This window comes from Actinomadura darangshiensis (assembly GCF_004349235.1).
Classification (GTDB): Bacteria; Actinomycetota; Actinomycetes; order Streptosporangiales; family Streptosporangiaceae; genus Spirillospora; species Spirillospora darangshiensis.
This window is the reverse complement of record NZ_SMKY01000203.1, coordinates 1-16,565: the sequence shown is the minus strand read 5'-3', so window position 1 is coordinate 16,565 and position 16,565 is coordinate 1. Positions and strand designations below refer to the sequence as shown.

Annotated in this window: 18 protein-coding genes and 1 riboswitch; of the genes, 13 read left to right on the top strand and 5 right to left on the bottom strand. The window is 71.2% G+C overall.

Annotated features, from left to right (window positions below):
* Positions 1-946: serine/threonine-protein kinase (locus tag E1293_RS32560; protein WP_132201443.1), on the bottom strand; the 946-nt coding region annotated here is incomplete at its 3' end.
* Positions 947-1,144: 198 nt separating this feature from the next.
* Between E1293_RS32560 and E1293_RS32555 the strand changes: the two genes are divergently transcribed.
* The 3 genes from E1293_RS32555 to E1293_RS32545 all read left to right on the top strand — a co-directional run bounded on the left by E1293_RS32555 (position 1,145) and on the right by E1293_RS32545 (position 3,589).
* Positions 1,145-1,417, top strand: a complete 273-nt coding sequence (locus E1293_RS32555) for a type II toxin-antitoxin system Phd/YefM family antitoxin (protein ID WP_132201441.1) — start codon at positions 1,145-1,147, stop codon at positions 1,415-1,417.
* Positions 1,414-1,671, top strand: a complete 258-nt coding sequence (locus E1293_RS32550; protein WP_132201439.1) for a Txe/YoeB family addiction module toxin — start codon at positions 1,414-1,416, stop codon at positions 1,669-1,671. The genes E1293_RS32555 and E1293_RS32550 overlap by 4 nt, the downstream gene beginning before the upstream one ends.
* 697 nt (positions 1,672-2,368) lie before the next feature.
* A complete protein-coding gene (locus tag E1293_RS32545; RefSeq protein ID WP_132201437.1) occupies positions 2,369-3,589 on the top strand; it encodes an NAD(P)/FAD-dependent oxidoreductase in 1,221 nt (406 codons plus the stop codon).
* Here E1293_RS32545 and E1293_RS32540 read toward each other — a convergent pair.
* Positions 3,586-3,996: a hypothetical protein gene (locus tag E1293_RS32540; protein WP_132201435.1), complete on the bottom strand. Its 411-nt coding sequence runs from the start codon at positions 3,994-3,996 to the stop codon at positions 3,586-3,588. The genes E1293_RS32545 and E1293_RS32540 overlap by 4 nt on opposite strands.
* A 96-nt stretch (positions 3,997-4,092) precedes the next feature.
* Between E1293_RS32540 and E1293_RS32535 the strand changes: the two genes are divergently transcribed.
* Positions 4,093-5,610 carry an alpha/beta hydrolase domain-containing protein gene (locus tag E1293_RS32535; protein WP_132201433.1) on the top strand — a complete coding sequence of 506 codons (1,518 nt, stop codon included), beginning with the start codon at positions 4,093-4,095 and terminating at the stop codon, positions 5,608-5,610.
* A gap of 149 nt (positions 5,611-5,759) precedes the next feature.
* A complete protein-coding gene (gene speB / locus E1293_RS32530) occupies positions 5,760-6,728 on the top strand; it encodes an agmatinase (protein WP_243716876.1) in 969 nt (322 codons plus the stop codon).
* 9 nt (positions 6,729-6,737) lie between these two features.
* Here speB and E1293_RS32525 read toward each other — a convergent pair whose 3' ends face one another.
* Positions 6,738-7,091, bottom strand: a complete 354-nt coding sequence (locus tag E1293_RS32525; RefSeq protein ID WP_132201429.1) for a PRC-barrel domain-containing protein — start codon at positions 7,089-7,091, stop codon at positions 6,738-6,740.
* 153 nt (positions 7,092-7,244) lie between these two features.
* Between E1293_RS32525 and E1293_RS32520 the strand changes: the two genes are divergently transcribed.
* The 5 genes from E1293_RS32520 (at position 7,245) to E1293_RS32500 (ending at position 10,498) form a co-directional block, all read left to right on the top strand.
* Positions 7,245-8,075, top strand: a complete 831-nt coding sequence (locus E1293_RS32520) for an SAM-dependent methyltransferase (protein ID WP_132201427.1) — start codon at positions 7,245-7,247, stop codon at positions 8,073-8,075.
* Positions 8,072-8,287 carry a DUF397 domain-containing protein gene (locus E1293_RS32515; protein ID WP_132201425.1) on the top strand — a complete coding sequence of 72 codons (216 nt, stop codon included), beginning with the start codon at positions 8,072-8,074 and terminating at the stop codon, positions 8,285-8,287. The genes E1293_RS32520 and E1293_RS32515 overlap by 4 nt, the downstream gene beginning before the upstream one ends.
* 75 nt (positions 8,288-8,362) lie before the next feature.
* Positions 8,363-9,205: a helix-turn-helix domain-containing protein gene (locus E1293_RS32510; protein WP_165978498.1), complete on the top strand. Its 843-nt coding sequence runs from the start codon at positions 8,363-8,365 to the stop codon at positions 9,203-9,205.
* Between the two features lie 2 nt (positions 9,206-9,207).
* Positions 9,208-9,405 carry a DUF397 domain-containing protein gene (locus E1293_RS32505; RefSeq protein ID WP_132201421.1) on the top strand — a complete coding sequence of 66 codons (198 nt, stop codon included), beginning with the start codon at positions 9,208-9,210 and terminating at the stop codon, positions 9,403-9,405.
* A 343-nt stretch (positions 9,406-9,748) separates the two neighbouring features.
* Positions 9,749-10,498, top strand: coding sequence for an ATP-binding protein (locus E1293_RS32500; RefSeq protein ID WP_132201419.1), 750 nt, complete (start codon positions 9,749-9,751; stop codon positions 10,496-10,498).
* A gap of 55 nt (positions 10,499-10,553) precedes the next feature.
* On the opposite strand, the gene metE is transcribed toward E1293_RS32500, so the two are convergent.
* Together metE and E1293_RS32490 are read right to left on the bottom strand one after the other, a co-directional pair.
* Entirely contained in the window at positions 10,554-12,785 is a 2,232-nt protein-coding gene (gene metE, locus E1293_RS32495) for a 5-methyltetrahydropteroyltriglutamate--homocysteine S-methyltransferase (protein WP_132201417.1), read from the bottom strand.
* A 102-nt stretch (positions 12,786-12,887) separates the two neighbouring features.
* Positions 12,888-13,094: riboswitch (cobalamin riboswitch) on the bottom strand.
* 8 nt (positions 13,095-13,102) lie between these two features.
* Complete coding sequence (locus E1293_RS32490; RefSeq protein ID WP_132201415.1) at positions 13,103-13,483, bottom strand: DoxX family protein; 381 nt, start codon at positions 13,481-13,483, stop codon at positions 13,103-13,105.
* Positions 13,484-13,623: 140 nt separating this feature from the next.
* On the opposite strand from E1293_RS32490, the gene sigJ reads away from it, so the two are divergent.
* From sigJ to E1293_RS32475, 3 genes are all read left to right on the top strand, one after another.
* Entirely contained in the window at positions 13,624-14,523 is a 900-nt protein-coding gene (gene sigJ / locus E1293_RS32485; RefSeq protein WP_132201413.1) for an RNA polymerase sigma factor SigJ, read from the top strand.
* A 26-nt stretch (positions 14,524-14,549) separates the two neighbouring features.
* Positions 14,550-15,305, top strand: coding sequence for an SDR family NAD(P)-dependent oxidoreductase (locus E1293_RS32480; protein WP_132201411.1), 756 nt, complete (start codon positions 14,550-14,552; stop codon positions 15,303-15,305).
* A gap of 103 nt (positions 15,306-15,408) precedes the next feature.
* Positions 15,409-16,565 (top strand): serine/threonine-protein kinase (locus tag E1293_RS32475; protein ID WP_165978497.1); only part of this gene is annotated, 1,157 nt, incomplete at its 3' end.

Genomic DNA, 16,565 nt, shown 5'->3' with positions numbered 1-16,565 from the left:
GGTGCCAGGCGAACTGGTCGGGGCCGCGCGGGGCCTGACCGCTGGGCTCCAGCGGCGGGCTTGGCGCGGCCAACGGCGGCGGCATGACGCTCTCGACCGCGGTGGCGCCGACCGCCAGGAGACCATCGGCGCCACCCGGTGCCGTGCCGAGACCGAGCAGGCCGAGCAGGACTTGCGGTGCGGTCGGCCTGTTGGCGGGCTCTTTGGCCAGGCATGCGGTGACCAGCCCTGCCAAGGGCTCGGGAAGCGAGCTGGTGTCGGGGGCGGCATGCAGGATGCGATGCATCACCGCGGGTACGGTGTCGTCCCCGAAAGGGGAACGGCCGGTCGCGGCGAACAAGATGGTGGCTCCCCAGGCGAACATGTCGGTCCACGTGCCGGGCTCCTGACCGCTCACCTGTTCGGGCGCCATGTAGGCGGGAGTTCCGACGACCTGGCTCGTCATGGTGGAGGTGCCGTCAATGGCCTTGGCGATGCCGAAGTCGATGACTCGCGGACCGTCCTCGCCCATCAGCACGTTCGGTGGCTTGAGATCGCGGTGCACGACTCCGGCCTGGTGGATCGCCGCCAGCGCGGTGGCGGTGCCGATGGCCAGCCGCTGCAAGGCCGCACCTGTCCGCGGCCCCTCGTCACGGACGAGCTCGTGCAAAGACGGGCCGGACACGAACTCGCTGACGATGTAGGGCTGATCGCCGTAAATGTCGGCCTCCAGCACCCGGGCGGTACAGAACTCGGCGACCCTCTCCGCGAACCCCAACTCGCGCACGAACCGCTCACGCGCCTTCGGATCACGTGCGACATGAGCGCGCAGCAGCTTGACGGCCACTTCCCCGCCGTCCGGTCCATGCCCGGCGTACACGACACCCTGGCCGCCCTCCCCGAGACGGCCGGTCAACTCGTACCGTCCCAGCCGTTCGGGATCATCGGGTTGCAGTGAAACAGCCATGGATGTCTATTTGACCATGCCGGAGCCCCCGCCGAGCAGAGATCATCCACACTCGCGGCGGCCTCCTGACCGCACACCGCCGCACAGCGACCGACTATCGACTCGCTCACGCCCGTGACGGACACGCTTTCGGCGGACCTATCCGACAGGCTTGCAAGCGATGTACGTGATTACGTACGCTTTAGGGGAGGAGGTGCGATGCACCCGATGTCCGCGAGCGAGTTCCGCGCGAAGCTGGCAGCGACCCTGGACCGCGTTACCGAAGATCTCGACGAGATCATCGTGACCCGGCCCAACCGCGAGCCCGCCGTTGTGATCAGCCTGCGCGAGTACGAGTCGCTGAAGGAGACGGCGTTCCTGCTCGGCATTCCCGCCAACGCCCGCCATCTCGCCGCCTCGATCCAGAGCCTGCGCGGCGGCCAAGCCCAGCCGCACGAACTCTCCGAAGACGGCGGCCAGGAAGCCGAGTGAAGATCCTCTTCACCCCGGAGGCCTGGGACGACTACCTCTGGTGGCAGCGGAACGACCGTGCGACCCTCAAACGGTTGAACCGGCTGATCGAAGACATCTGCCGCAACGGTTACGAAGGCATCGGTAAACCCGAAGCCCTCCGTCAGAACCTGGCGGGCTTCTGGTCGCGCCGCATCACCACCGAACACCGCATCGTCTACGTCATCGAAGCCGACACCGTCCAGATCGTCGCCTGCCGCACCCACTACGAATGACCGGGCGAAACTCGCGCTTCCCGAGGAGGCGGAGACGGCTCCATGTGGACCCCCGGTGCACCTTGATGGACGTCGCACTACCGAACGCGTTCACGCTCAACGGGCCCGTCTGCCCATGAGCGGCGGGCCCTGCTGCTCACCGAGTCCAAGGCCCGGAGTCACGTCCCCCGACGCCCTGTCGGTCTGTCGCGGGCTCTGTCCGTCGCTGGGCGGGCTGACCCCGTTGCTGGGTGGGCCCCGAAACCTGCCGGCCGACCAGGGCCACCTCTGTACCGCTGCCCTCGCGCATCTGAACCGAGGCCGCCGCCTGACGATTCCGGACGACCTCTACATCCGCCGGGACGGCGCTGCCCGGGCCAGCGGGCAGGCTGGAGCGTGGGCGCTGGGCGGCTGGGCGGGAGATTCGGGGCTCGGGACCGGCGGAGGGGCGTCCCCCCCCGATCGCCCCTCCGCGGTCGCATGCTGACCGTACTCGGGTCCGTGACCGGGTGCGACGAGTAGTTGCGCATTGTCGGGGCCGGGATTCGCGGGCGGCGGTGGTGGTACTTCGGCCAGCCGTTTACGCGTGCTCTCGTTCAGGACCAACGCAGGTCGGCCCGCCTCCGGGCCCCGACATCGCCTCGCCGCGCGGGTCGGGTAAGTGGGTGTGTGGCGGGCATGGTGGGCGTGATCGTGCACGCGTTGCCGAGGAGGATTCATGTCGCGGACCGTGGTCGTCGCCGGGGCCGGGCTGGCGGGACTGACCTGTGCCGTCCGGCTGCACGAGGCCGGGGTGCCGGTGCGGGTGCTGGAGGCGTCCGACGGCGTCGGCGGCCGGATGCGGACCGATGTCGTGGACGGCTTCCGCCTCGACCGGGGGTTCCAGGTGTTCAACACCGCCTACCCCGAGGCCAGGCGCGTCCTCGACTTGGAGGCCCTGGACCTGCGGGCGTTCGCGTCCGGGCTGCTGGTCTTCCACGAGGGACGGCGCGACCGGGTGATGCTGCCGTGGAAGCATCCCGAGCATGCGCTGAGCGGCGTGTTCGCCGACGTCGGATCGGTGCGGGACAAGGCGGCGCTCGCCGCGATGACCGCCCGCGACCTGACCGTCCCCGATTCCTGGGTACGGGACGGGACCGAACGCGACACCGCCGCCGAGCTGCGCCACTGGGGCATCTCCGGCGAGATGATCGAGAAGCTGCTGCGCCCGTTCCTGGCCGGCGTCCTGCTGGAACGGGAGCTGGAGACCTCAAGCCGCTTCTTCCACCTGATCTGGCGGTCGTTCGCGCGCGGCACCATCGCCGTCCCCGCCCTCGGCATGGGGGAGATCCCGGCGCAGCTGGCGGCTCGCCTGCCCGACGGCGCGATCTCGCTGGGCACTTCTGTGCGCGCGGTCACCGACGAGGGCGTGGAGACGGCCGACGGCGAGACGGTCAAGGCGGACGCGGTGGTCGTGGCGACCGATCCCGTCCGCGCGGCGGCGCTCGTCCCGGAGGTCGAGGCGCCCGTGATGCGCGGCGTCACCACCTTCTACCACGCGGCCCCGGAGTCGCCGCTGAAGGAGCCCGTGCAGGTCTTGGACGCCGAGGGGATCATCGCCGACACCCTCGTCCTCACCGACGCGGCACCCGAGTACTCCAGTGACGGACGTGCGCTCGTCTCGACCTCGGTCCTCGGCATCAACGCGAACGAGGCGGCGGTGCGCGGACGGCTGAACCAGATCTACGGCGACACCTCCGCGTGGCAGCTCATCGCGACGTACCCGGTCGCGGTCGCGCTTCCGGCGATGACGCCGCCGCTGCGGATGCGCCGTCCGGTGCGGATGCGGGCCGGGCGGTACGTGTGCGGCGACCACCGCGACACCGGCTCGATCCAGGGCGCGCTGGTGTCCGGACGGCGCGCGGCCGAAGCCGTCCTGGACGACCTGGACCCGGCCTAGCGTCGCGCGGCGACGACGTCCTGGAGGCGGCGGGCGAGCGTCGGCGCATCGGCGACGGTCACGGTCAGGTTGGGGTGGCGCAGCCGGCCGGTCGGCTCCGAACCGCGGACCGGGCGGCGGAACCGGATGCACACCCCCTGCCCGATGCTGCTGCCGAACGTGAGCCCGCGGTCGGCCAGCGACAAGCGGACCCCGACCGCCTTCCACGACTTGAAGGGCCCGCTGACCTCGGCACCTTCGACATTGTCCAGGGGCGTTCGGACCGTCCAGGGCCCGAAGCGAACCTCCAGACGGGACTCGGTGACCAGGACGTAGCACGCGTCCGGCCGGATCCCCAGCAGGGACAGCGGCCGGGCCAGACGGTCGAACGCGAACTCGTACCGCTCGATCTCGGTTTCTGAAGACATCTGTGGTCCCTACCCGAACGGACCGGCGATTCGCGCGATGTGCGGAGGGAGGGCGGCGGCCGAGACTGTGGGCTCCATCTGGCTTTGGAGGTCACCGTGCGTCTGCCCCTCCGGATTCACTGGCGGCGGGTCGCCGCCGCGGCGTCGGGGGCGGTGCTGTCCGCCGCCCTGCTCTGCGTCCCGCCCGCCGCCGCACAGGCGACCGACGCCCCTGAGATCACCGTCCCGCCGGACGGGAGCCACGGCTTCCCGTTCCTGGCCGCGGCGGAGGACCTCGGGTCGTTCGGGTACACCGAGAGCGAGTACCTCTTCTCGGGCACCGCCGCGTCGTACGCCAAGTCCGGCTGGTGGAGGTCGGACGGCCGCTGGGACGTCCGGGCGTCCGGGCAGGCCGCGTACAAGAGCAGGATGCTGGTGCGCCGCCCCGCCGACCCGGCGAAGTTCAACGGCACCGTCGTGGTCGAGTGGCTGAACGTCAGCGGGCAGCTGGAGCTGTCCCCGGACTACTGGTTCGAGCGGGACGAGCTGCTGCGCAAGGGCTACGCGTGGGTCGGCATCTCGGCGCAGGCGGTCGGCGTCAACGGCGGGCTCGGCGACATCCGCGGGCTCAAGGGCTGGGACCCGGCTCGGTACGGCACCCTCGTCCATCCCGGCGACGCCTACTCCTACGACATCTTCTCCCAGGCCGGGCAGGCGCTGCGCACCCCGGACGGGCCCGACCCGCTCGGCGGGCTGACGGTGGAGACGCTGCTCGCGGACGGGGAGTCGCAGTCCGCCGGCTTCATGACCACCTACGCCAACGCCGTCCAGCCGGTGGCGCGGGTCTACGACGGCTTCATGATCCACAGCAACAGCGCGGTCGGGTCGCCGATCAGCGGCGCGCTGACCGACATCCTGTGGATGCCGAACCCGTCCCGGATCCGTACAGACCTGGACGTTCCCACGTTCGTGGTGCTGACCGAGACCGACGTCCCGGGCGCGTCCGCCGCTCGCCAGCCGGATACCGACCGGGTCGTCCACTGGGAGCTGGCCGGTACCTCGCACGGCGACCAGTGGGCGTTCGACCTGGGCGGCCCGACGCTGCGGAAGTCGGCCGGCGACGCCGCGCCGCAGCCCGACTGCGCCGCCGGGTCGGCCCCGTACAACGACGGCCCCGGCCACTACTCGATGAACGCCGCGCTGCGCCACCTGGCGTCATGGGCGCGGGGCGGGGCGCGTCCATCGAGCGGGACGGAGCTGGACACCGACCTGCGCAGTCCGAGCGCCGGCCTCGCGTCCGGCGGCGTCCGGCTGCCCGCCGTCGCGGTGCCGACCCGCACGCTCACCGGGATGCGCGACACCGGCGGCAGCGGCCTCTTCTGCGGCCTCTACGGCGCCCGCGACCCGTGGAACGGTGACGCCGACCCCTGGGACCGGCACGACGCCGGCGACCCGTCCGACCCCGCGTTCCCGCCCCGCGCCGAGCCGGTGCTGAGCGAGCTGTACCCGACCCACGCCGACTACGTGACCAAGGTGCGCGCCGCCGCGCAGGCGTCGGTGAACGCCGGCCACCTCCTCCCCGAGGACGCGGCGACGATCATCACCACCGCGCAGAACTCCGGCACCGGAGGCTGACCCTCGCGCCGTCGGCCCCGTCCCGTGATTCCGGGCCGGGGCCGACCGGCATCGACGGGCCCCGGCGAGGGAAGGATCACCGGGATCGGAGGTGCCCCTTGGCGGAGCGGTACGGGCCCCAGTTCGGGCCGGACATCACGTTTCTCGGAGTGCCGCGGTGCACTTGGTCGGACCCGGCCACCTACGCCGACGCCGATGTGGTGATCATCGGGGCGCCGTTCGACGGCGGCACGTCCCATCGTCCTGGCACGCGGTTCGGCCCGCAGTACATCCGGCAGAGCTGCTACCTGCCGCAGGACGGGTCGCGGCCGTCGCTGGCGCTGCGCGTGGACGGCCTTCAGGGCGACCTCACCGTCCACGACGCCGGAGACGTGGAGATGTTCTCCGGCGACGCCGAGCGCTCCGTCGGGGATCTGCGGCACGCCGTGCACACCGTCGCCCGTACCGGGACGATCCCGCTCATCCTGGGCGGCGACCACACGATCGCGTGGCCCGACGCCGCCGGGGTGGCCGATCACCTCGGCGCGGGCCGCGTCTCGATGATCCACTTCGACGCGCACGCCGACACCGGCGACGTGAGCTTCGGGTCGCTGGTCGGGCACGGGCAGCCGATGCGGCGGCTGATCGAGTCGGGCGCGGTGCGCGGCGACCGGTTCCTGCAGCTCGGCCTGCGCGGCTACTGGCCGGGCCCCGAGACGCTGGCGTGGATGGCCGGGCAGGGCATGCGCTCCTACGAGATGACGGAGATCGTCGCGCGCGGCCTGGACGAATGCCTGACCGAGGCGTCCCAGATCGCCACCGACGACTGCGACGCGGTCTTCCTGTCGGTCGACATCGACGTGTGCGACCCGGGGCACGCCCCGGGCACGGGCACTCCCGAGCCCGGCGGCCTCACCGGACGGCAACTGCTGGACGCGGTCCGCCGCATCACCTACGAGCTGCCCGTCGCCGGCATCGATCTGGTCGAGGTGTCACCGCCCTACGACCACGCCGACATCACCTCCGCCCTGGCCAACCGGGTGGTTCTGGAGGCGCTGTCGGGCATCGCCCGGCGCCGCCGCGACGACCGGGACGGGACGGTGTGGGACCCGCGCCGGCCCCTGCTCGACGGGCGTTAGCGGCGGGCGTTAGCGGCGGGCCAGGCGGCGCTCTTCCGGGCCCGCCTCGTAGAGCAGGTCGTAGTGCGCGAAGACCTCCGGTTCGGCACTGGCGAAGAGCTCACCGTCGGTGTCGATCGCGGGGGCGCTCTTGATCTGCTTCTTCGGGTGCGCGACGCGGAGATGGCCCGGGGCGACGGTCGCTCCGTCCAGCGGTACGAAGACCAGCCGCTGCCGGGTCGGCAGGCCGATCTTGATCGTGGCGAAGGACGGCAGGTCGGTGAGGGTGTCGACGTAGACGGCCTCCAGCGTGCCGACCTTGCCGCCGGACTCGTCGATCACGTCCCGGCCGCGCCAATCCCGAATGTCCTCGATCTCGAACATGTTCGTGACACCTACCCAGCTCACGGGGGTTACGCATCCCGGCCGCGCGAAGGCCGGACTGGACGGGCGCCGAACGCGGGCGAAGCATCGCAATGGGGAGGTGGGTTGCTTCATAATTCGTGCATCACAAGTTGCGGCAACGGAGGCGAAACGGTGAGTGACATCGAGCAGGCTCCGCCCGGGGTGGACACCACCGTCCCGAGCCCAGCCCGGATGTACGACTACATCCTCGGCGGCACGGAGAACTACGAGGTCGACCGGACGGCGGCGGAGGCGGTCCGGGCGAACATGCCCGATCTGGAGGACGCCGCCTGGGCGAACCGCGGGTTCCTGCAGCGGTCGGTGCGATGGCTGGCGCAGCAGGGCATCCGGCAGTTCGTCGACGTCGGCGCCGGCCTGCCGACGCGGAACAACACGCACGACGCGGCGCAGGCCGTCGCCCCCGACGCGCGGATCCTGTACGCCGACAACGACGCGATGGTGGCGGCGCACGCCCAGACCCTGCTGGAGGGGTCGTCCGGGACGGCGTTCATCACCGCGGACTTCCGCGAACCCGAGGCGCTGCTCGGGAACGAGGACGCCCTGGCGCTGATCGACTTCACGCGGCCGGTGGCGCTGCTGCTGGTGGCGGTGACCCACTTCGTCCCGGACGAGGACGACCCGTGGGGCGTCGTCCGGCGCTACATGGACCGGTTGGCGCCCGGCAGCTACCTGGCGCTGTCCTCCATCACCAGCGAGCGCCAGCCGGACAAGGCGGTCGACACGGTGGAAGAGGTGTACTCCCATTCGTCCAGCGGCGCCGTCCGTGTCCGGACACGTGTGGACATCGAACGGTTCTTTGCCGGGCTGGAGATCGTCCCGCCGTACGAGGGGGGCGCGGCGGAGCTCACCTACGTCGGGCAGTGGGGGGCCGTCGACCCCGACGAGGCCGACAGTGATGGGTCGCGGTGGGGTTACTGCGGTGTGGCGAGGAAGAAAGCATGAGCAAGCCGACCATCGAGGAACTGGGCATCGACCCCGGCACCCTGGACTGGAAGCGGTCGCAGACCACCGAGGGCGGTATTGAGGTCGCTTTTGTCGGTGAATGGACGTTTCTGCGTACATCTGGAGACCTCATCTCGGTCTTCGACGAGAACGAGTGGGCCTGCTTCCTGGACGGGGTGAAGAACGGCGAGTTCGATCACGCCGCTTCCTGATCCGGCCGAATCTGTGATTCACAACTTCGGAAGGCGTATGCTGATGCCGGCCGTATGTCAAGGGAGGTGGCGCCGATGAGCGAGGCTTACGGCGCCACCGTCGCCAAGCGGGGGCTTGCACGCCGGTTGAAGGACCTGCGTGTCGCGGCGGACTACACGGCCAACCAAGTCTGCGACCGGCTGAACTGGGGTCGCGGAAAGGTCGGCCGATTCGAGGCCAACAACTGGGTGCGGCCCGAGCTCAGCGATATCCGTGACCTGGCACGGATCTACGAGGGCAGCGATCTCGAAGAACTGGAGGAGCTGGCGACGTGCGCCCGGCAGCGCGCGTGGTGGCGTGACTACTCCGAGGTGTTCGACAACGAGTTCCCGGGCTTCGAGAGCGACGCGTCGAGCATCCGGGTGGTCATGCCGCTGGTGCTGCCGGGCCTGCTGCAGACCCTGCCGTACATGCAGGCCCTGCTGACGTCCGGGGACAGGTCGCCCGAATGGCGCGAACGCGCCCTGCGGGCGCGCCTGCGGCGGCAGCAGATCCTCGACCGGGACAACGGCAAGGCGCCGGAGCTGTGCGCGCTCATCACCGAGGCGTCCCTGATGTACGAGTGGGGCGACCCCGGCGACCGGCGCGCCCAGCTCGCCCACCTGCTCGCCATGTCCCGGCGGCCGAACGTGGAACTGCGGCTGCTGCGGCTGGCCGACGGGCTGCATCCCGGCATGTCCACGCTGGTCAACATCTTCGAGTTCCCCGGCGGCGAGCCCGGGATGGTCTTTCTGGAGAACGACGCGGACGTCCAGGAGATCGACGACCCCAAGCACGTGGAGGCACATGCCGCGATCTTCAAGCAGATCCGCCAGGCGGCGCTGAACACCGCCGACACCGCGGACCACCTGGAGAAAATGATCTCAACACTGGAGTAGTGATGGACCTCTCTCAGGCACGATGGTTCAAGGCCACCGCGAGCGCCAGCAGCAACGGGGGATGCGTCGAGGTCGCCGACCTCGAAACGGCCACGGGGCTACGTGACAGCAAGACACCGGACGCCGGGGCGCACGTCGTCGCCCGCTCCGTCTTCGCCACGTTCCTCGACGACGTGCGGGCCGGGCGGTACGACCGCTGAACCGGGCCGCACACAAGATCCCCCAGGGCTGCACCCCTGGGGGATCTTCTTGTGTGCGGCCCTCTCTCAGGCGCCGTCCACGCTACAGCGTCCGGGGCGCCTGATCCCGGGGTCCGCCGGTATGCGTTCCAGGGGCCCGGGGTGCACGTGGTATGGGCGTCTTCGGGCGCATCGGTGAACGTCTCAATTGCGGCCGCATGATCCTTGCCGTGTTCCGCGTCACGGGGCCAGAAATGTGCGAAGCTAGATCTGTGATTCACACATAGCGACTCGGGAACCAATGAGGTTCATGTCGCGATTGTCTGAGTCGCGAATGTCTCCGCAACCCCCGAGGGTGGGCGTCATGACGAAGGCCGCAACGATCTGCGGGATTCCCTGGAGGCTGGAGAACGGCGGCTGCGCGGCGCTGCCCCTCCCCGCCGACAAATCCATCGCGGCCGTCGCGCGCGCCCATGTCACGGGCCTCCTGCCGGCGCTCGGCCTTTCCGTCCGGGACGTCGACGACATCACGCTCATGGTCAGCGAACTCGCCACGAACGTCTTGCAGCACGCGATGCCCGGCGACGGCTCGACGGGCGCCGAACTGTGGGTCTACCAGCGCGACGACGGCAACGGACGGGACGAACTGGTCGTCAAGACGTTCGACACGCTCCGGCGCTGGCGCCCGGCCGCACCCCCCGGCGGCGACGTCCTCGACCACGGCCGCGGCCTTGAGATCATCGAGCTGCTCACGCAGGGCCGGTGGGGGCACCACCCGTCCCGGTCCCGGCTGCGGTCACCGGCCGTCCGGGGCAAGGCGACCTGGTTCGCCCTGCCGCTCCCGCACACCGTCCGGCGCCGGCACGTCTGGCGGGTGGACGGGCCCCACGCCGCCAAAGACCTGCACGCACTGCTCGTCCAGCGCGGCATCGTCCACCTCGCTCCGCGCGACGACCTGGACATGACCGTCCTGTCAGGCAAGGGCGGCCTGACCGTCTGGTGCGAGGCGGCGACGTTCTGCTGGACCTCCCCCCGCGAGGCGGGCCGGATCCCGGTCACCGACATCACCGAGATGTGCGAACGGGTCGTCCAGCTCTGCGAGTCGGTGGACTGACCCGCGTGGCCCGGGGTGGGCCGGGCCACGCGGGTCGAAATCAGGCGGGTCGAAATCACGCGGTCAGTTCCGCGCGGACGCGGCGGGCCGCCGCCACCAGGTTCCGCAGGGACGCCTCCGTCTCGGGATAGGCGCGGGTCTTCAGCCCGCAGTCGGGGTTGACCCACAGCCGCGCGGGCTCGACGGCCCGGAGCGCGCGCCGCAGGTTGTCCTCCATCTCCTCGGCGGCCGGGACGCGCGGGGAGTGGATGTCGTACACGCCGGGGCCGATGCCGTTCTCGTACCCGGCCGCGCGCAGGTCGGCGACCAGCTCCATGTGCGAGCGGGCCGCCTCCACGCTGGTGACGTCGGCGTCCAGCGCGCCGATCGCGCCGATGATCTCCCCGAACTCCGAGTAGCACATGTGCGTGTGGATCTGGGTCGCGTCCCGGACGCCCGAGGTCGCGAGCCGGAAGGCGCCGACCGCCCAGTCGAGGTAGGCGGCGCGGCCGGCGTCCCGGAGCGGGAGGAGTTCGCGCAGCGCGGGCTCGTCCACCTGGATGACGCGGATGCCGGCCGCCTCCAAGTCGGCGATCTCGTCCCGCAGGGCCAGTGCGACCTGCCGGGCGGTGTCGGCGAGCGGCTGGTCGTCCCGGACGAACGACCAGGCCAGCATGGTGACGGGCCCGGTCAGCATCCCCTTGACCGGCCTGTCCGTCAGCGACTGCGCGTACGTAGCCCACTCGACGGTCATCGGACGCGGCCGCGCGACGTCGCTGTGCAGGATCGGCGGACGCACGTACCGCGACCCGTACGACTGCACCCAGCCGTGCTCGGTCGCCGCGTACCCGTCCAGCTGCTCGGCGAAGTACTGCACCATGTCGTTGCGTTCGGGTTCGCCGTGCACGAGGACGTCCAGGCCGAGGTCCTCCTGGAGCGCGATGACGTGCGCGATCTCGTCCTTCATCGCCTTCGTGTAGGCGTCGCCCGTGATGCGCCCGGCGCGGCGGTCGGCGCGGGCCCGGCGGATCTCGGGTGTCTGCGGGAACGAGCCGATCGTGGTGGTGGCCAGATCGGGCAGGCCGAGCGCGTCCTTCTGCGCGGCGAACCGGGCGGCGCGGTCGCCCCGGCGCACCTCGCCGATCGCCCCCAGCCGCTCGCGGACGGCCTGGTCGACGCCCCCGCTCGGCACCGTCGCCTCCGCCGGAACATCCTCACGCAACGCCCGTCCCAGCGCGACCACCTCGTCGACCTTCTGCCGGGCGAACGCGAGCCGGTTCCGGACGTCCGGCGCGAGGGTGGTCTCCGCGTCCAGGTCGATCGGGACGTGCATCAGCGAGCAGGACGTCCCCACCACGAGCCGGTCGACGAGCCCGAGGAGCGATGCGCACGTCGCCTTCGCATGCCGCAGGTCGGTGCGCCAGACGTTGCGCCCGTCGACCACACCGGCCACGAGCGTCTTGCGCGGCAGCCCGCCGACGGACGCGAGAACGTCCAGGTTGCCGGGCCCGGCGACGAAGTCCAGCCCTATCGCCTCGACCCGGCCGCCGGCCAGGACGCGCAGGGCGCCGGCGCCGACCGTCCCGAAGTACGTGCTCACCATCAGGCGGGGCCTGCTGGTCAGCCGCCCGAGACGCGCGTAGGCGCGGGCGAGCGCGTCGATCTCCTCCGCGCTCCGGTCGGCGACGAGAGCGGGCTCGTCCAGCTGCACCCATTCCGCCCCCGACCCGGCGAGCCGCTCCAGCACTTCGGCGTACACGTCGACGAGCCCGTCGAGCAGGTCGAGCGGCCGGAACCCGTCCACCGCGGGCTTGGCCAGCAGCAGATACGTGAGCGGCCCGACCAGCACGGGCCGCGTGTCGACGCCGCGCGCCTTCGCCTCCCGGTACTCGGCCAGCGGCTTGGCGGCCGCCCCCTCAGCCAGCCGAAACCGCGTCCCCGGCCCCACTTCGGGAACGATGTAGTGGTAGTTGGTGTCGAACCACTTGGTCATTTCCAGGGGCGGGACGTCTTGGACGCCGCGGGCCATGGCGAAGTAGCGGTCGAGCCCGGTGAGGTGGCGGTAGCGGTCGGGGATCGCGTCGACCAGGACGCTGGTGTCGAGCATGTGGTCGTAGAAGGAGAAGGTGTTGGACGGGACGGCGTCCAGGCCCGCGTCGCGCAGTCGCGTCCAGACGGCGGCGCGGAGGTCGGCGCCGGTTCTGGCGAGCGCGGCGGCGTCGGTCCGTCCGGCCCAGTAGTCCTCGGTGGCGGCCTTCAGTTCCCGGTGTGCCCCGATTCGGGGGTATCCGAGGATTGTCGTGTTCATGGCGGCTTCCCTCGCTGTGCCACGAGCGGCCCGGGGAGGAGAACGCGCACGATCGACGTGCGCCGCAGACCGTCCCGCGAGGCCGCAGACCACCGCGCGCCGGTCGGCGCACGGGCGGAGGCAGGTCTTCGGACTTGCGGGCGTCGCCTTGACCAAGGCGTCCTACTGGCCGTCGCTTCCCAGGCCGTGCGGCCCAGTGCGTGATGACGGCGGTCGTTCCCGCTCACCGCTGCGGGGCAGTCCCGGACTCGCACCGGGTTCCCTCTTACGACACTCCAACGGAGTGAACCATCCGCGCCGCCGAGTCTACTTGCGGCTCAGCCGGTGAAGGACTCCGGGCCGAAGCGACCCCACGCGACCAGAACGGACAGGGCGAGGAAGAGCAGGGTCATCGCGACCGCCGGGATCTCGCGGCGGCGGAGGTGCGCGATCATCGCGCCGGCCATCAGCAGGGCCACGCCCACGGCGGCCAGCGGCACCAGGACCGGTGCGACGTCCAGCGCGGCGGGCAGGATCAGGCCCACGGCGGCCAGGACCTCAAGCGCGCCGATGCCCTTCACGGCGCCGTCGCCGAAGCCTTCGAGGGCGCCCATGCCGGACGCGACGAGCTTCTGCCGCGACTGTGCGAGCTTCATGGTGCCGCTGGCGAGGAAGAACACGGCCAGCAGCCCGGCGGTTATCCACAGGATGACGTTCACGGTGCTCCCCTGACGGGCCGGTGTTTGGATGGTGTCCGGTCCGGGGGAACGACGACGCAGCCGGCCGGAATGTCAGGTCCTCACATTTCGGTGGGCCGTCTCGTCGAACCTGCGAAGGCGGAGGCGAACGGGGGGACATCATGGGCGGCCGACCTGATCCGAGCCTGGGCGCGGTCATGAGCGAGCGGCGCCGGCTGATCAATCTCGCGTACCGGCTCCTGGGCAGCCTGGCCGAGGCCGAGGACGTCGTGCAGGAGACGTACGTGCGCTGGTACGCCATGTCGCGGGCGCGGCAGGAGGCGATCGAGTCGCCGGGTGCGTGGCTGACGAAGGTCGCGGGCCGCATCTGCCTGGACGTGCTTGGCTCGGCGCGGGCCCGGCGGGAGCGCTACGTGGGCGAGTGGATCCCGGAGCCGCTGCCCGCGTCCGTGGCCGTCGGCTCACCGGCGGCCGACCCCGCCGACCGGGTCACCCTCGACGAGTCGGTCAGCATGGCCTTCCTCGTCGTGCTGGAGTCGATGACGCCCGCCGAGCGGGTCGCGTTCGTCCTGCACGACGTCTTCCGCTACCCGTTCGCCGAGGTGGCCGAGATCGTCGGCCGCACGCCCGCCGCCTGCCGCCAGCTGGCGTCCTCGGCCCGCCGCCGGATCGGCGAGGGGCGGGCCCGCGTGACGCCCGCGGCTCAGCAGGCCGGCATCATCCGGGAGTTCAGGGACGCCTGGGCGGCCAAGGACATCGGCGCCCTCGTCGGCCTCCTCGACCCCGCCGTCACGGCGGTCGCCGACGGCGGCGGCCTCGTCAGCGCCGAACTCCACCCGATCGAGGGCGGCGAGCAGGTCGCGCGGGCCTTCGTCGACGTCGCGGGCAAGGCCCCCGGCCTGGCGGTCCTGGAGCGCACCGTCAACGGGCAGCCCGGCCTGATCGCCCAGCTGGACGGCGTCACCGTGGTCGTCGTGGCCTTCGACATCGCCGGCGATCGGATCAGGCACATCTGGGCCGTCCGCAACCCGGAGAAGCTCCGTGCCTGGACGGCAGGATGAGGTGATGCTTTAGGGAGGGAGGTCCCGTGGCGAACAGGTCGTATGTGGTGACCGGGGGCGGGCGGGGCGTCGGCCGCGCGATCGTCGAGCGCCTGCTGGCGGACGGCGGCACGGTCGTCGTCATCGAATTCGACCCGGCGGCGCTCGAATGGACGCACGACGGCATGATTCCGGTCGTGGGCAATGCAGCCGACGAAAGCGTGGCCGAGCGCGCCGCCGACCTGGCGCAGGAGTCGGGGGCGCTGTCCGGCTGGGTCAACAACGCCGCCGTTTTCCGGGATGTGCAGAACCCGTCCGCCCGCGAACTGCTGAGCCTTGTCGCGTTGAACTTCGACCCGGCTGTGGTCGGGTGTGTCACCGCCGTCCGCCGGTTCCTGGACGCCGGGACTGGTGGCGCCATCGTCAACGTCTCGTCCCACCAGGCACAACGACCGGTACGGGGCTCTCTTCCTTATGCGACGGCAAAAGCGGCGATCGAGGGGCTGAGTCGCGCATTGGCCGTCGACCACGGCCCCCAAGGCATCCGCACGAATGTCGTCGCGCTCGGATCGATCACCACCGATCGCTACGAGACCTTTCTGGCGCAGCAAGCACCCGAGGAGGCCGCGCGAATAGAGAACGAAATGCGCCTGCTTCACCCGCTGGGGCGTGTGGGACGTCCAGCCGAGGTTGCCGCCGCCGTCGCCTACCTGCTCTCGGACGAGGCGAGCTTCGTCAACGGAGCCGTGGTGCCGGTGGACGGCGGCCGCCACGCGACTGGCCGCGACCCCGAAGAAGCCTGACACCGGTTTCCGCGAATGCGTCCAAGGACGCAGATCATGATCAACGCCTTCATTACGCTTGCTCAAACAGACAGCGATGTTCGGCAGGCGTGAGGCAGGTGGGATGTCCGGCGGAGGACTGAAGGCGCTCAAGGACGGCGATCCGGCGCGGATCGGGCCGTACCGGCTGCTCGCGCGGCTCGGCGCCGGCGGGATGGGCCAGGTCTACCTGGGGCGCTCGCAGGGGCGGCGGCTGGTCGCGGTCAAGGTCGTCCACCCGCACTTCGCCGACAACGCGTCGTTCCGGCGCCGGTTCGCGAAGGAGGTCGCGGCGGCACGGCGCATCGGCGGCTTCTACACGGCCCAGGTGGTGGACGCCGACCCCGACGCCGAACCGCCGTGGCTGGTGACGGAGTACATCGCCGGGCCCACGCTGCAGGACGCCGTCGACGAGAACGGCGCGCTGCCCGAGGTGACGGTGGCGGCGCTCGGCGCCGGGCTCGCCGAAGGGCTGCGGGCGGTGCACGACCAGAACGTGATCCACCGGGACCTCAAACCGGGGAACGTGCTGCTGGCGCAGGACGGGCCGCGCATCATCGACTTCGGCATCGCCCGCGCGATGGACGCCGCGTCGCAGAGCCTGACCCTGGTGGGCACACCCGGGTACATGTCGCCCGAGCAGTTCCTGGGCGGCGCCATCGGACCGCCCAGCGACGTGTTCTGCCTGGCCGCCGTGCTGTCCTTCGCCGTCACCGGCCGCCACCCGTTCGGAGAGGGACCGGCGGACGCCCTCGGCTACCGCGTCCGGCACGAGGAACCCGACCTGACCGGCGTCCCGGCGTCGCTGCACGTCCTGATCGCCGCGGGCCTGGAGAAGGACCCGGACGACCGTCCCCCGACCGCCGAGTTCCTGGACCGCTGCTCCGCGCTGGCCGCGGACGAGGACATGTTCCTGCCGAAGAAGTTCAGCACGATGATCGCCACCCGAGTGGCCGAGACGGAGGTCTTCGCACGAACGTCCGGCGCGGGCAACTCCGACGCAGCCAACGCGACCACAGAAGCCGCGAACACGGGCGATGCAGGGGCCAGCGGGGGAAAGGCCGGTGGAGGGAAAGCCGGCGCGGGCGAGGCCGGCGCGGGCGGAGCAGGTGCGCGAGAGGGCGGCGCGGGTCAGGGCGGCGCGGGCAAGGCCGGTGGAGGGAAGGCCGGCGCAGGCGAGGCTGACTCGGGGAAGGCCGACGCAGGGAAGGCCGACGCAGGGAAGGCCGACGCGGGGAAGAG

Coding starts and splice junctions, on each gene's coding strand:
- E1293_RS32555 (WP_132201441.1), top strand. CDS start 1,145: ATGCACCCGATGTCCGCGAGCGAGTTCCGCGCGAAGCTGGCAGCGACC.
- E1293_RS32545 (WP_132201437.1), top strand. CDS start 2,369: ATGTCGCGGACCGTGGTCGTCGCCGGGGCCGGGCTGGCGGGACTGACC.
- E1293_RS32540 (WP_132201435.1), bottom strand. CDS start 3,996: ATGTCTTCAGAAACCGAGATCGAGCGGTACGAGTTCGCGTTCGACCGT.
- E1293_RS32525 (WP_132201429.1), bottom strand. CDS start 7,091: ATGTTCGAGATCGAGGACATTCGGGATTGGCGCGGCCGGGACGTGATC.
- E1293_RS32515 (WP_132201425.1), top strand. CDS start 8,072: ATGAGCAAGCCGACCATCGAGGAACTGGGCATCGACCCCGGCACCCTG.
- E1293_RS32510 (WP_165978498.1), top strand. CDS start 8,363: ATGAGCGAGGCTTACGGCGCCACCGTCGCCAAGCGGGGGCTTGCACGC.
- E1293_RS32505 (WP_132201421.1), top strand. CDS start 9,208: ATGGACCTCTCTCAGGCACGATGGTTCAAGGCCACCGCGAGCGCCAGC.
- E1293_RS32500 (WP_132201419.1), top strand. CDS start 9,749: ATGACGAAGGCCGCAACGATCTGCGGGATTCCCTGGAGGCTGGAGAAC.
- metE (WP_132201417.1), bottom strand. CDS start 12,785: ATGAACACGACAATCCTCGGATACCCCCGAATCGGGGCACACCGGGAA.
- sigJ (WP_132201413.1), top strand. CDS start 13,624: ATGGGCGGCCGACCTGATCCGAGCCTGGGCGCGGTCATGAGCGAGCGG.